Below are 13,274 nucleotides of genomic sequence, written 5' to 3'. Positions count from 1 at the left end.
AGATGTGTATAAGAGACAGCCGCGGCCGTGGCCGCGGCCGCGGGTCTGAGGGTGCGGCAGCCGAGGACGCCGACGATGAGACCGAGGACGACGACTCCGCCGCTGAATCGGAGGAGGCCGGAGACGCCGAGGACGCCGCCGACGAGGAAGGCGGTTCGGCCGACGACGCGGGCAGCCGTCGCCGTCGCCGTCGCCGTCGCCGCAAGGCCGGGACCGGCGAGGAAGAGGACACCGCGTCCTCGGACGACCCGCCCAACACCGTCGTGCATGAGCGGGCCCCGCGCGCCAAGACCAACCGGTCCGCCAAGAGCGACCGCGGCACCGGTGACGACGAGATCCAGGGCATCACCGGCTCGACACGGCTGGAGGCCAAACGGCAGCGCCGTCGCGACGGTCGCGACGCCGGGCGCCGCCGCCCGCCGATCCTGAGCGAGGCCGAGTTCCTGGCCCGCCGCGAGGCCGTCGAACGCCGGATGGTGGTCCGTGACCGGGTCCGGACCGAGCCCCCGCACCAGGGCGCCCGCTACACCCAGATCGCCGTGCTGGAAGACGGCGTGATGGTCGAGCACTTCGTCACGTCTGCCGCATCGACCTCCCTGGTGGGCAATGTCTACCTGGGCGTCGTCCAGAACGTGCTGCCGTCGATGGAGGCCGCCTTCGTCGACATCGGCCGGGGCCGCAACGGCGTGCTCTACGCCGGTGAGGTGAACTGGGAAGCTGCCGGACTCGGCGGTGCCAACCGCAAGATCGAACAGGCGCTCAAACCCGGCGACTACGTCGTGGTGCAGGTCAGTAAGGACCCCATCGGACACAAGGGCGCCCGGCTGACCACGCAGGTGTCGCTGGCGGGTCGCTACTTGGTCTATGTGCCGGGCGCATCGTCGACCGGCATCAGCCGCAAGCTGCCCGACACCGAACGTCAGCGGCTCAAGGAGATCCTGCGCGAGGTGGTGCCCGCGGACGCCGGCGTGATCATCCGCACCGCGTCGGAGGGCGTCAAGGAATCCGACATCCGCGCCGACGTCGAACGCCTCCAGGAACGCTGGAACCAGATCGAGGCCACCGCCGCCGAGACCAAGGCGAAAGCCGCCGGAGCCGCAGTGGCGCTCTACGAAGAGCCCGACGTGCTGGTCAAGGTGATCCGAGACCTGTTCAACGAGGACTTCTCCGAGTTGGTGGTCTCCGGTGACGACGCCTGGGCCACCATCAACGACTACGTGGGCTCGGTGGCACCCGAGCTGGTGCCGAAGTTGACCCGCTACACCGCGCCGACGGGTCCGGAGGGCCAGGCCGGGCCGGACGTGTTCGCGGTGCACCGCATTGACGAGCAGCTGGCGAAGGCGCTGGACCGCAAAGTCTGGCTGCCTTCGGGCGGCACGCTGGTTATCGACCGCACTGAGGCGATGACAGTGGTCGACGTCAATACCGGCAAGTTCACCGGCTCCGGCGGCAACCTCGAAGAGACGGTGACCAAGAACAACTTGGAAGCCGCCGAAGAGATCGTGCGACAGCTTCGCCTGCGTGACATCGGCGGCATCATCGTCATCGACTTCATCGACATGGTGCTGGAGTCCAACCGGGACCTGGTGCTGCGTCGGCTGACCGAGGCGCTGGGCCGTGACCGAACCCGCCATCAGGTTTCGGAGGTGACGTCGCTGGGGCTGATTCAGCTGACCCGCAAACGCTTGGGCACCGGGCTGATCGAGGCGTTCTCGACCTCGTGTCAGCACTGCGCCGGGCGTGGCATCGTGTTGCACGCCGACCCGGTGGACTCTGCCGGGCCGGGACGCAAGACCGAACCGGGCGGTGGCGGCACCACCAGCAGCCGCCGCAGCAAGCGATCGAAGAAGCCGAAGGTCGACGAACCGGCGGTCGTCAAGGTTCCGGTGCACACGCCCGGTGACCACCCGATGTTCAAGGCGATGGCTGCGGCCAGCGACCGGCACGACGAGTCGGACGACGAGCACGCGACTGCGCCCGAGGGCGATGAGCTGGTGGTGAACCTGGCCGGCCAGGACGCCGAAGGCGCCGAGGAGACCGAGGGCGCCGGCGAGGTGGCCCAGGAGGCCCTGGAGTCCGACGTGGCCGATGAGGACCTCGCCGAGGACGACGAAGACGTCGATGAGGACAGCGACGACGAAGATGTCGATGAGGACGTCGATGAGGATGTCGACGACGATGACGACGAAGTCGATCTCGACGACGATGACGACGAGGACTTCGATGACGACCTGGACGTCATCGATGAGTCCGATGAGTCCGACGAGTCAGATCAAGACGACTCCGATGAAGACGACTCCGACGATGCCGAGGGCTCCGAGGACGCGGACGAACCCGAGGTGGCGGTTGCGGTGGTCGAGCGTCCGCGACGTCGACGTGCGGCGGCCCGGCCGGCCGGGCCACCGATCTGACATCGTGCCGGTTTGACCCCTTAGCCGCTGGTCACGTACCCTTGACCAGTTGTCGCCAGGCGGGAATAACCACAGCTCGGCGGACAGAACCCCAGACACCTGCGCAAGTCCCGATGGCGTGCGCGCCCGAGAAGCAGAGGTAGAAACCAACGATGGCGACGTACGCAATCGTCAAAACCGGCGGCAAGCAGTACAAGGTTGCCGTTGGTGACGTGCTCAAGGTTGAGAAGATCGAGTCCGAGCCGGGATCGTCGGTCTCGCTGCCGGTCGCGCTGGTGGTGGACGGTGCCACCGTCACCACCGACGCCGCCAAGCTGGCGAAGGTCGCGGTCACCGGCGAGATCCTGGAGCACACCAAGGGTCCGAAGATCCGCATCCACAAGTTCAAGAACAAGACCGGCTACCACAAGCGGCAGGGTCACCGTCAGCAGCTGACCGTGCTCAAGGTCACCGGAATCAAGTAGCAGCAGGAGGCAGCGAGATGGCACACAAAAAGGGCGCTTCCAGCTCACGTAACGGGCGCGACTCAAACGCCCAGCGACTCGGCGTCAAGCGGTTCGGCGGCCAGGTCGTCAAGGCCGGCGAGATTCTGGTGCGGCAGCGCGGCACCCACTTCCACCCCGGCGTCAACGTCGGGCGCGGCGGCGACGACACCCTGTTCGCCACGGCACCCGGTGCGGTCGAATTCGGTGTGAAGCGCGGCCGCAAACTGATCAACATCGTGCCTGTCGCCCGCGACTAGTCGCCGGCGTAACTGGGCGCCATTCGGCGCCGGATAGGTAGTAACGCCATGTCCCGGTTCGTCGACCGCGTTGTCATCCATGTGCGCGCCGGCGACGGGGGCAACGGCTGCGCCTCGATTCACCGAGAGAAGTTCAAGCCGCTCGGTGGTCCCGACGGTGGCAACGGTGGTCGCGGCGGCAGTGTCGTGCTGGTCGTCGACCCGCAGGTGCACACCCTGTTGGACTTTCACTTTCGTCCGCACATCAACGCGGCGTCCGGCAAGCAGGGCCAGGGCAACAACAAGGACGGCGCCACCGGCGCGGACCACGAGATCAAGGTTCCCGACGGCACCGTCGTGCTCGACGAGCACGGGAGGCTGCTGGCCGACCTGGTCGGGACGGGTGCCCGCTTCGAGGCGGCCGCCGGAGGACGCGGCGGGCTGGGCAATGCGGCGCTGGTGTCGCGCGCCCGAAAGGCGCCCGGCTTCGCACTGCTGGGGGAGAAGGGCGAAACCCGCGACCTCACGCTGGAACTCAAGACCGTCGCCGACGTCGGGCTGATCGGGTTTCCGTCCGCGGGCAAATCTGCGCTGGTGTCGGTGATCTCGGCGGCCAAGCCGAAGATCGCCGACTATCCCTTCACCACGTTGGCGCCCAATCTGGGCGTGGTCTCGGCCGGAGAGAACACCTTCACCGCAGCCGATGTGCCCGGACTCATCCCCGGTGCCTCGACCGGTCGCGGGCTGGGCCTGGACTTCCTGCGGCACATCGAACGCTGCGCTGTGCTGGTGCACGTCGTAGACTGCGCGACCGCCGAACCGGGCCGTGACCCGCTCTCGGACATCGAGGCGATCGAAGCCGAACTGGCTGCCTATACCCCCACCATGCAAGGGGATTCGACGCTCGGCGACCTGGTAGACCGGCCGCGCGCGGTGGTACTGAACAAGATCGACGTGCCCGAGGCGCTGGAGATGGCGGAGTTCGTCCGCGATGACATCGCGGCCCAGTACGGCTGGCCGGTGTTCATGGTCTCGACGGTGAGCCGTGCCGGCTTGCGGCCGTTGACGTTTGCGCTGGCCGAGATGGTGTCGGCGTATCGCGCCGCACAACCGGAGCCGGTGGCGCGCCGCCCGGTGATCCGGCCCGTTCGCGCGGGGGAGACCGGGTTCACCGTGGAATCCGACGGCGAGGGCGGGTTCCTTGTGCGCGGTACACAACCCGAGCGCTGGGTGCACCAGACCAACTTCGACAACGACGAAGCGGTCGGCTACCTGGGTGACCGGTTGGCCCGGCTCGGGGTCGAAGACGAACTGCTGAAGCGAGGCGCCACACCGGGCTGCGCGGTGACCATCGGAGACATGACCTTCGACTGGGAGCCGACCACTCCGGCGGGGGTGGACATCACGTTGTCCGGTCGGGGCACCGACAGCAGGCTGGAGCGTACCGACCGAGTGGGTGCCGCCGAACGAAAGGTCGCTCGCAAGCAGCGCCGCGAGCACACGGAGGAATCGTGACCGGCACCGGTGTTGCGCGCGAAGCGATTCGGACCGCGCGCAGCGTCGTGGTCAAGATCGGCACCACCGCCCTGACCACCGAATCGGGCATGTTCGACGCGGCCCGGCTGGCTGGACTGGCCGAGGCCATCGAAGGCCGGATGAAGGCCGGTTCGGATGTGACGATCGTGTCCTCGGGGGCTATCGCCGCCGGCCTGGAGCCGCTCGGACTGACCAAGCGGCCAACCGACCTGGCCACCAAGCAAGCCGCCGCCAGCGTGGGCCAGGTGGCGCTGGTCAATGCGTGGAGTGCCGCTTTCGGCCGGTTCGGCCGCACCGTCGGACAGGTGCTGCTCACCGCGCAGGACGTGTCGATGCGGGTGTCGCACACCAACGCCGCCCGCACCCTGGACCGGCTGCGGGCGTTGCACGCGGTGGCGATCGTCAATGAGAACGACACCGTGGCCACCAGCGAGATCCGCTTCGGCGACAACGACCGCCTCTCGGCGCTGGTCGCGCATCTGGTGGGCGCCGACGCACTGGTGCTGCTCTCCGACATCGACGGCCTCTATGACTCCGATCCTCGTAAGGGTCCGGCCCGCCTGGTCCCCGAGGTAGCCGGACCGGATGACCTCGCCGATGTGGTCGCCAGCGAGGGCAGCCACCTGGGCACCGGCGGCATGGTGTCGAAACTGTCGTCGGCACTGCTGGCCGCCGACGCGGGAGTTCCGGTGTTGCTGGCCGCGGCCGGCGAGGCCGCTGCCGCCCTCTCCGACGCATCGGTGGGGACCGTCTTCGCCCCCCGGGCGCAACGGTTGTCGGCACGCAAGTTCTGGGTGCGTCACGCCGCCGACGCGGCCGGGGTGCTGACGCTGGATGCCGGGGCGGTCGAGGCGGTGCTGGATCGCCGGCGCTCCCTGCTGCCGGCCGGGATCACCGCGGTCGCGGGCAGGTTCTACGGCGGCGACGTGGTCGAACTGTGTGGCCCGGACGGAGCCGTGGTGGCCCGCGGCGTGGTCGGCTACGACGCCGCCGAGCTGGACGACATGATCGGCCATTCGACCGCCGAGTTGGCACCGGACGCGCGCCGGCCGGTGGTGCATGCCGACGATCTGGTCGCAGTTTAGGAACTCGTCCGCATGAGCACCGTATTCACCATCGACGGGGCCGGCTGGAGTGGGTTTCTGCGGTTCATGTGCCGCGGTGCGGTCACCAGGGGCAAGACCGTGACAAACGTCAAGTACCCCAACACCTACTTCGAGGGCCTGCGCTATGTCCCGGCCGTCGCCGCGGTGCAGCGCGGTGCGCAAGCCCTCGACGACATGCTGACCGCTCACTTCAGCGCCGCACCCGATGCCGACGACGTACTGGTCTACGCCGTGAGCATGGGGGCACAGGTCGCCTGTAAGTGGTTGCGCGAGAAGGGGCCGACCTCGCCGGTCCCCACCGACAAGGTGTCGTTTCTGCTGCTGGCCAACCCCGAACAGCCGTTCCATGGCATCTACCAGGCCGATCCGAAGCTGGTCACGTTCATGAAGCTGCCCGACTACGGCGGCGTCGGTGTGCCCGCGGACACCCGGTTCGCGGTGACGGATTTGTGCCGCCAATACGACGGCATGGCCGACTTTCCCAACCTGCCCGCCGCACACGTCGACGCGTTGGCCGTCAGAAACGCTCTGCTGGGACTGGTGACCGTGCACAACAACTATTTCCGGGTTAACCTGGACAGTCCCGACAACATCCGGGTCACCCGCGGCAACCTCACCTACGTGTTTTGTCCCACCCGGCGCAAGAGGCGTCGGCGTATCGAGCGCAGTTATGACCGCTCGGCCTGGAGCTACTGATCGGTGGGCTTGAGATACAGTGCGCCCCAAACGATTTCCGTCAGGGCAGTGGCGAGTTCCGAATCGTAGTCGGCGTCGCGGGCCGGCAGGTTCTGCTGACATACCCGCTCCACCATCCAGGTGAGGGCGCTGGCGGTTGCGGTGGCGGGCAACTCGCGGCGAATGGAGCCGTCGGCCTGGCCGTCTTCGATGACCTGGGCCACCCGGCCGGAGATGCCGGTCAGCAAGTCCCGGTAGGTGGCGCCCACCAGCGGGTCGTAGCCGGCCATCTCGTTGAGCGCGATCAGCAGTGGTTGATGCCGCCGGTAGTTGGCGATGATCGCGGCCATCGCGGCGCGGACATCGCCGGGATCGCGGCGCTGCGCCACGCCCCACCAGCGCTCGGCCCCCGCGGCGAGATCGCCGAACACCTGGCCGGCGAGCCGGCGCAACAGGTGACCCTTGTCCTCGAAGTAGATGTAGAAGCTGGCGCGTGAGATGCCGGCCTCAGTCGCAAGGCGGTCCACGCTGAGTTCGGTGAAGCTGGCGCCGGCGCTCATCAGTCGCTCGGTGGCATCGAGGAGATGCCGTTCGATCTCCTCGCGCCGCTCCTGGCGGCCGGCGGCGGGCTTGCGGGTCACAGAAGCCACAGCGAGCAGCGTAACGGCAAGGCCGACGTCTTGACTAGACAGACTGTCTAGACCTACTGTCGGTTCGAGCCCGGTGTGACCGGGGCCATACCCCGAGGAGGTCTCGTGACCGCACCATCCGCCGCGCTGCGCAGCTACGACGCGGTCGACCTGTCCTCCCGCGGGTTCTGGTCCAGCACCGCCGCGGAGCGGGAACGCTCGTTCGCGGTGCTGCGTGCCGAGCGTCCGGTGAGCTGGCACCCGCCGGTGCAGGACGCCATGCTCAACGATCCCGACGATCCCGGCTATTGGGCAGTCACCCGCCACGCCGACATCGTCGAGGTGAGCCGCACCAACGAGGTGTTCCTGTCCGGCAAGGGTGTGCAATTCGAGAACATCCCCGCGGAGATGCTGGAGACCACCCAGTCCTTCCTGGCCATGGATCCGCCCCGGCACACCAAACTGCGCAAACTGGCCACCGCTGCGTTCACTCCCCGCCAGATCAGGCGCATCGAGGACTCGATCACGGCCAGCGCCACGGCCATCGTCGACGAACTCAAGGCCGCCGGCAGTGGAGCCGACTTCGTCGAGTACTGCGCCAAGGAACTTCCGCTGCGCACGCTGGCCGACATGGTCGGCGTTCCCGATTCCGAGCGTGCGCAGGTAGCCCATGCCGCCGACGCCCTGGTATCGACCAACGACCCGGTGTTCCTCGCCGGGCGCGACCCGATGGCGGTGATGGGCGAAAACATCATGTATTTGCATCAGGTCGCCGGCGCCCTGGCCGCGCAACGCCGTGAGACTCCCGGTGACGACCTGTTCAGCAGCCTGGTCAACGCCGAGGTCGACGGTGACCGGCTCACCGACGCCGAGGTGTCCGCCTACTTCGTGCTGCTGGCGGTGGCGGGCAATGACACCACCCGCCAGACCGCCAGCCATGCCCTGCGGGCGCTCACCGACTTCCCCGAGCAACGCGCGTGGTTGCTGGAGGACTTCGACCGCCGTATCGGGACCGCGGTAGAGGAGTTCATCCGCTACGCGACGCCGGTGATGACCTTCCGCCGGACCGCCGCAACCGATTACGAACTCGGCGGCCAGACCATTCGGGCCGGCGACAAGGTGGCCATGTTCTATGCGTCAGGCAACTGGGATGCGCAGGTGTTCGACCAGCCCGATCGCCTGGATCTGAGCCGCGACCCGAATCCGCATCTGGGTTTCGGCGGCGGCGGGCAGCACTACTGCCTGGGGACCCATGTGGCGCGGGCCCAGCTGCGGGCACTCTTCGGCGAGTTGCTCCATCAACTGCCGGGTATCGAGGCAGGCGACCCGGAGTATCTAGCGGGCAGCTTTATTCACGGGATCCGTGCCATGACTTGCACGTTCTGATGCGGTTGGTCCCGGCTCGGTCAGTCCGAACCGCCGGCCGGTGGCGTCCTTGCCGATCGCGGTCAGCACGATGACGGCGATCAGCGTGGGCACCAGCGTGACAACCAGGGCGTACGGGTAGCCGTGCGAGGCCGCCAAGTGCTCCTGGATCGGCAGGTTGAACGCGGCGAAGAGATTGCCCAGCTGGTAGGTCACGCCCGGATAGAAGCCTCGGATCGCGTCCGGCGACATCTCGGTCAGATGCGCCGGGATCACGCCCCAGGCTCCCTGCACGCAGATCTGGATCAGGAACGAGCCCAGGCACAGCATGCCCGCGGTGTGCGACAAGGCGAACAGCGGCACGATCGGTAAGCCCATCGTCGCGGCCCAGATGATCGCGTAACGCCGGCCCAACCGCTGTGACAGCGAGCCGAAGATCAGCCCGCCGATGATCCCGCCGATGTTGTAGATCACCGCGATCCACTTGGCCGTGACATGGGACAGACCTGCGCCGTCGGGGGAGGTCAGAAACGTCGGATAGATGTCGTGCGTGCCGTGGCTCATCCAGTTGAACGCCGTCATCAGCAACACCAGGTAGCAGAATCGGCGGATCACCTTGGCGTCGGTGAACACGTCACGAATCTTGGTCTGGGTCAACCGCATCCGGTCCTGGGTAGCCTGCCAAATCTCGGACTCCGTCACCCGGTAGCGGATCAGCAGGCTGACCATGGCCGGCAGGATCGAGAGCCCGAACAGCCAGCGCCAGGACAACCCCAGCACGTCGTTCACCAGGAGCGAGGCCAGGGTGGCGGCCAGGTAGCCGAACAGATAGCCCTCCTGCAGCAGCCCGGAGAAGAACCCGCGGCGCTCCGGCGGGATCTTCTCCATGGCCAGCGCGGCGCCCAGCCCCCATTCGCCGCCCATCCCGATCCCGTAGAGCAGACGCAGAATCACCAGCACAGTGAAGGTGGGCGCGAACGCACACAAGAACCCCACCGTGGAATAGAAGATCACGTTGACCATCAGCGGTATTCGCCGGCCGACCCGGTCGGCCCACAGGCCGAACAGCAGCGCGCCCAGCGGGCGCATCACCAGCGTGGCGGTGGTCAGAAACGCGACCTCGGTCTTGGTGTGGCCGAAGGTCTTGGCGATGTCGGCGTAGACGAACACCACGATGAAGTAGTCGAAGGCATCCATCGACCAGCCCAATACGGCAGCGAGGAACGAGTTGCGCTGGTCGGCTGTGAGCCGCTGCTTCGTCACCCGAGCATCCTGCCGGATTCTGCCGCGATTGTGTGCCGCTACCGAGGATTACCGCGACGAAATTTCGCAGGGCAGCTCTGCGGCCAGCAGCGCCAGTGCCGGCGAACAACCGCCGTCGATCTTGACGTCGGCCAAGTCATCGCCGCGGGTGGGGCCGCGGTTGATGATCGCGACCGGGACACCGCGCGCGGCGGCATGGCGAACAAACCGGTAGCCGGAGAACACCGTCAGCGACGAACCCGCCACCAGCAAAGCCTCGGCGTCCTCGACCATCGAATATGCCTGGGCGACAAGTTCTTTGGGGACGCTTTCGCCGAAATAGACGATGTCGGGCTTGAGTATCCCGCCGCAGTGCCGGCAGTCGACGAAACGGAATGACGCGGTATCGGTGACGACGGCGTCCGCGTCGGGCGCCACGGCGATACCGCCGAGCTTTCCCGCCCGGTCGATGAACCCGGGGTTGAGCTGCTCGAGCTGCTCGTGCAACGCGCCTCGGCTCAAGGATTGCCCGCAGGTCAAGCAGATCACCGTGGCGTAGCTGCCGTGCAGATCCACCACGCGCCGGCTCCCGGCTTTGGTGTGCAGCAGATCGACGTTCTGGGTGATCACCCCGCTCACCACGCCGGCCTCTTCCAGCGCGGCCACTGCCAAGTGCCCGATGTTGGGTGCGGTGTCGGCCATGTGGCGCCAGCCGATGTGGTTGCGAGCCCAGTACCGCTGACGAACACCTGGTCGCCGGTGAACTGGGCGATGGTCATCGGGTTGCTCGGCGGGGAGTCCGGGCCGCGATAGTCCGGAATGCCCGAATCGGTGGAGATGCCGGCGCCGGTGAGCACCGCGACCCGCCGGCCCGCAAGCAGCGTCAGCAGGTCGCAGACCGTCGGCTCGGTTCCGCCCATCCGGCTAGCGTAGGCACTTCGCGGCGGTCGACTGCTCGGCAGCCATGTTGCGGCACATCATCTCCAGTGCGGCGGCACCCAGTGCGGCGTCGATGTGGGCGACCGCGTCGACCGGTACCACCACCGGAAGGTGCCGGACATAGGCGTCCAGAGCGGTGTAGAGGATGCATTGCTCGGTGACCTGCCCGGTCAGGATCAACCGCTGGGTGCCGAGCCGGCCCAGCAGATACTCCAGCGGAGTGGAGTAGAAGGCGCTGTGTCGCACCTTGGTCATCAACCGGTCGCCGGCTACCGGGGCGATGGGCCGCACCAGTTCGGGTCTGGAGCCATCCAGCGCCGACGCGGCGATCTGGGCGAATCCAGCGGTGAAGTCGCCGTAGTTGTCGTTGACGTAGATCAGGTCGACATCATCGGCGGCCCGGCTGCGTTCCACCAGGTCGGCCAGCGGTTCGACGATCTGTGCGACGTTGTCGGCCAGTTGTTCGGCGTCGGCATGGCGGTAGGAGTTGAGCATGTCGACGACGATTACCGCGGTATCGGTCATGCCCCTGGTGATACCCGAAAGCTGCACGTTGACACAGTCCGGGCGACAATGGGGGCAATGGAGCATTCTGGGGACTTCTACAACGCCTACCGGCACGGGTTCGCGCGGGTTGCCGCCTGCACGCACCGCACCACGCTCGCCGACCCGGCCGCCAACGCCGAGTCGGTGCTACAGCTGGCGCGCGACTGCCACGACGACGGCGTCGCGCTGGCTGTGTTTCCCGAACTCACCCTGTCGGGATACTCCATCGACGACATCGTGCAGCAGGACAGCCTGCTCAGCGCCGTCGAGGCGGCACTGCTCGACGTGGTCGCGGCCTCGGCGGAGCTACTGCCGGTCCTGGTGGTGGGAGCGCCACTGCGCTACGCGCATCGCGTGTACAACACCGCGGTCGTCATTCACCGCGGGCGCATCCTCGGGGTCGCGCCGAAGTCCTACCTGCCCACCTATCGGGAGTTCTACGAAGGCCGCCAACTGGCCGCCGGCGCCGACGAACGCGGACTCATCCGGCTGGGCGACGCAAAGATCCCGTTCGGGCCGGACCTGCTGTTCGCCGCGACCGACCTGCCCGGGTTCGTGCTGCACGCCGAGGTGTGCGAGGACATGTTCGTGCCGGTGCCGCCCAGCGCCCAGGCTGCCCTGGCCGGCGCGACGGTGCTGGCCAACCTGTCCGGCAGCCCGATCACCGTCGGGCGTGCCGACGACCGCTGCCTGTTGGCCCGGTCGGCCTCGGCGCGCTGCCTGGCCGCCTATGTCTATGCCGCCGCGGGAGAAGGCGAGTCGACCACCGATCTCGCCTGGGACGGCCAGACCATGATCTGGGAGAACGGCACGCTGCTCGGCGAAAGCGAACGGTTCCCCAACGGTCCCCGCCGATCGGTCGCCGACGTCGACCTCGGGCTGCTGCGCTCGGAGCGGCTGCGGATGGGCACCTTTGACGACAACCGCCGCCACCACCGGGATGCGGTGCAGGCGTTCCGGCGGGTGGAGTTCATGCTGGATCCGCCGGCCGGGGACATCGGGCTGCGGCGGGTGGTCGAACGATTCCCGTTCGTGCCGTCGAATCCGCAGCGACTGCAACAGGACTGCTACGAGGCCTACAACATCCAGGTTTCCGGTCTGGAGCAGCGGCTGCGCGCGCTGAACTGTCCCAAGGTGGTCATCGGGGTCTCCGGCGGACTGGATTCGACCCACGCCCTGATTGTCGCCGCCCGGGCGATGGACCGGGAAAACCGGCCGCGCAGCGACATTCTCGCGTTCACCATGCCCGGCTTTGCCACCGGTGAGCGCACCAAGGCCAACGCCGCCGCGCTGAGCAAGGCGCTGGGGGTGACGTTCGCGGAGATCGACATCCGCGAAACCGCGAAGTTGATGCTGTCCGAGCTCGGGCACCCGTTCGCGCGCGGCGAAGCCGTCTACGACGTCACGTTCGAGAACGTGCAGGCGGGCCTGCGCACCGACTACCTGTTCCGAATCGCCAACCAGCACGGCGGCATTGTGCTGGGCACCGGCGACCTGTCCGAGCTGGCGCTGGGCTGGTCCACCTACGGGGTAGGCGATCAGATGTCGCACTACAACGTCAACGGCGGCGTGCCCAAAACCCTGATCCAGCACCTGATCCGGTGGGTGATCAACTCCGGGGAGTTCGACTCCGATGTGTGCGCGGTACTGGCCTCGGTGCTCAATACCGAGATCAGCCCCGAACTGGTGCCGGCGACCGACGGCGAAGAGATTCAGCGCAGCGAGGACAAGGTGGGCCCGTACTCGCTGCAGGACTTCGCGCTGTTTCAGGCGCTGCGGTACGGATTCACCCCGGCCAAGACCGCGTTCTTGGCCTGGCATGCCTGGCATGACGTGGAGTCGGGTTCCTGGCCGCCCGGATATCCGGCGGACAAGCGGCAGGCCTATTCCTTGGCGGATATTCGACACTGGCTCAAAGTGTTTGTGCAGCGGTTCTATTCGTTCAGCCAATTCAAGCGCTCGGCGCTGCCGAACGGGCCCAAGGTGTCCCACGGCGGTTCGCTGTCGCCGCGCGGAGAATGGCGGGCACCCTCTGACATGTCGGCGCGGATCTGGCTCGACGAGATCGAACGGGAGATTCCGCAGGCGTAAGAAGGAGCAGCGA

At 67.4% G+C, this 13,274-nt stretch carries 11 protein-coding genes and 1 pseudogene; 8 read left to right on the top strand and 4 right to left on the bottom strand.

The window, feature by feature from the left end; genetic code table 11:
* The 6 genes from LI94_RS07700 to LI94_RS07675 all read left to right on the top strand — a co-directional run.
* Positions 1–2,411 (top strand): Rne/Rng family ribonuclease (locus LI94_RS07700; RefSeq protein ID WP_046300826.1); only part of this gene is annotated, 2,411 nt, incomplete at its 5' end.
* 152 nt (positions 2,412–2,563) lie between these two features.
* Positions 2,564–2,875 carry a 50S ribosomal protein L21 gene (gene rplU / locus LI94_RS07695; RefSeq protein WP_024440773.1) on the top strand — a complete coding sequence of 104 codons (312 nt, stop codon included), beginning with the start codon at positions 2,564–2,566 and terminating at the stop codon, positions 2,873–2,875.
* Positions 2,876–2,892: 17 nt separating this feature from the next.
* Positions 2,893–3,153 carry a 50S ribosomal protein L27 gene (rpmA, locus tag LI94_RS07690; RefSeq protein WP_024440772.1) on the top strand — a complete coding sequence of 87 codons (261 nt, stop codon included), beginning with the start codon at positions 2,893–2,895 and terminating at the stop codon, positions 3,151–3,153.
* A gap of 48 nt (positions 3,154–3,201) precedes the next feature.
* Entirely contained in the window at positions 3,202–4,647 is a 1,446-nt protein-coding gene (gene obgE / locus LI94_RS07685) for a GTPase ObgE (protein ID WP_046300825.1), read from the top strand.
* Positions 4,644–5,753 carry a glutamate 5-kinase gene (proB, locus tag LI94_RS07680; RefSeq protein WP_024440770.1) on the top strand — a complete coding sequence of 370 codons (1,110 nt, stop codon included), beginning with the start codon at positions 4,644–4,646 and terminating at the stop codon, positions 5,751–5,753. Before obgE ends, proB begins: the two co-directional genes overlap by 4 nt.
* A gap of 12 nt (positions 5,754–5,765) precedes the next feature.
* Positions 5,766–6,470, top strand: a complete 705-nt coding sequence (locus tag LI94_RS07675) for a PE-PPE domain-containing protein (RefSeq protein ID WP_024440769.1) — start codon at positions 5,766–5,768, stop codon at positions 6,468–6,470.
* Here LI94_RS07675 and LI94_RS07670 read toward each other — a convergent pair.
* Complete coding sequence (locus LI94_RS07670; protein ID WP_024440768.1) at positions 6,464–7,099, bottom strand: TetR/AcrR family transcriptional regulator; 636 nt, start codon at positions 7,097–7,099, stop codon at positions 6,464–6,466. The genes LI94_RS07675 and LI94_RS07670 overlap by 7 nt on opposite strands.
* A 105-nt stretch (positions 7,100–7,204) precedes the next feature.
* Between LI94_RS07670 and LI94_RS07665 the strand changes: the two genes are divergently transcribed.
* Positions 7,205–8,464 (top strand): cytochrome P450, encoded by a 1,260-nt coding sequence (locus LI94_RS07665; RefSeq protein WP_046300824.1) that lies wholly within the window; start codon positions 7,205–7,207, stop codon positions 8,462–8,464.
* On the opposite strand, the gene LI94_RS07660 is transcribed toward LI94_RS07665, so the two are convergent.
* From LI94_RS07660 to LI94_RS07650, 3 genes and pseudogenes are all read right to left on the bottom strand, one after another.
* Complete coding sequence (locus tag LI94_RS07660; protein ID WP_239651175.1) at positions 8,414–9,706, bottom strand: MFS transporter; 1,293 nt, start codon at positions 9,704–9,706, stop codon at positions 8,414–8,416. The genes LI94_RS07665 and LI94_RS07660 overlap by 51 nt on opposite strands.
* 48 nt (positions 9,707–9,754) lie before the next feature.
* A pseudogene (locus LI94_RS07655) lies at positions 9,755–10,605 on the bottom strand (NAD-dependent deacetylase).
* A gap of 4 nt (positions 10,606–10,609) precedes the next feature.
* Complete coding sequence (locus LI94_RS07650) at positions 10,610–11,149, bottom strand: isochorismatase family cysteine hydrolase (RefSeq protein WP_046300822.1); 540 nt, start codon at positions 11,147–11,149, stop codon at positions 10,610–10,612.
* A gap of 57 nt (positions 11,150–11,206) precedes the next feature.
* Here LI94_RS07650 and LI94_RS07645 point away from each other — a divergent pair, with 57 nt between their 5' ends.
* Positions 11,207–13,261 (top strand): NAD(+) synthase, encoded by a 2,055-nt coding sequence (locus tag LI94_RS07645; protein WP_046300821.1) that lies wholly within the window; start codon positions 11,207–11,209, stop codon positions 13,259–13,261.
* Positions 13,262–13,274: the final 13 nt, after the last annotated feature.

Source organism: Mycobacterium sp. UM_Kg27 (genome assembly GCF_000972905.1).
Classification (GTDB): domain Bacteria; phylum Actinomycetota; class Actinomycetes; order Mycobacteriales; family Mycobacteriaceae; genus Mycobacterium.
This window is presented reverse-complemented; position numbering and strand designations above follow the sequence as displayed.

Coding starts and splice junctions, on each gene's coding strand:
- LI94_RS07650 (WP_046300822.1), bottom strand. CDS start 11,149: ATGACCGATACCGCGGTAATCGTCGTCGACATGCTCAACTCCTACCGC.
- LI94_RS07675 (WP_024440769.1), top strand. CDS start 5,766: ATGAGCACCGTATTCACCATCGACGGGGCCGGCTGGAGTGGGTTTCTG.
- rplU (WP_024440773.1), top strand. CDS start 2,564: ATGGCGACGTACGCAATCGTCAAAACCGGCGGCAAGCAGTACAAGGTT.
- LI94_RS07645 (WP_046300821.1), top strand. CDS start 11,207: ATGGAGCATTCTGGGGACTTCTACAACGCCTACCGGCACGGGTTCGCG.
- obgE (WP_046300825.1), top strand. CDS start 3,202: ATGTCCCGGTTCGTCGACCGCGTTGTCATCCATGTGCGCGCCGGCGAC.
- rpmA (WP_024440772.1), top strand. CDS start 2,893: ATGGCACACAAAAAGGGCGCTTCCAGCTCACGTAACGGGCGCGACTCA.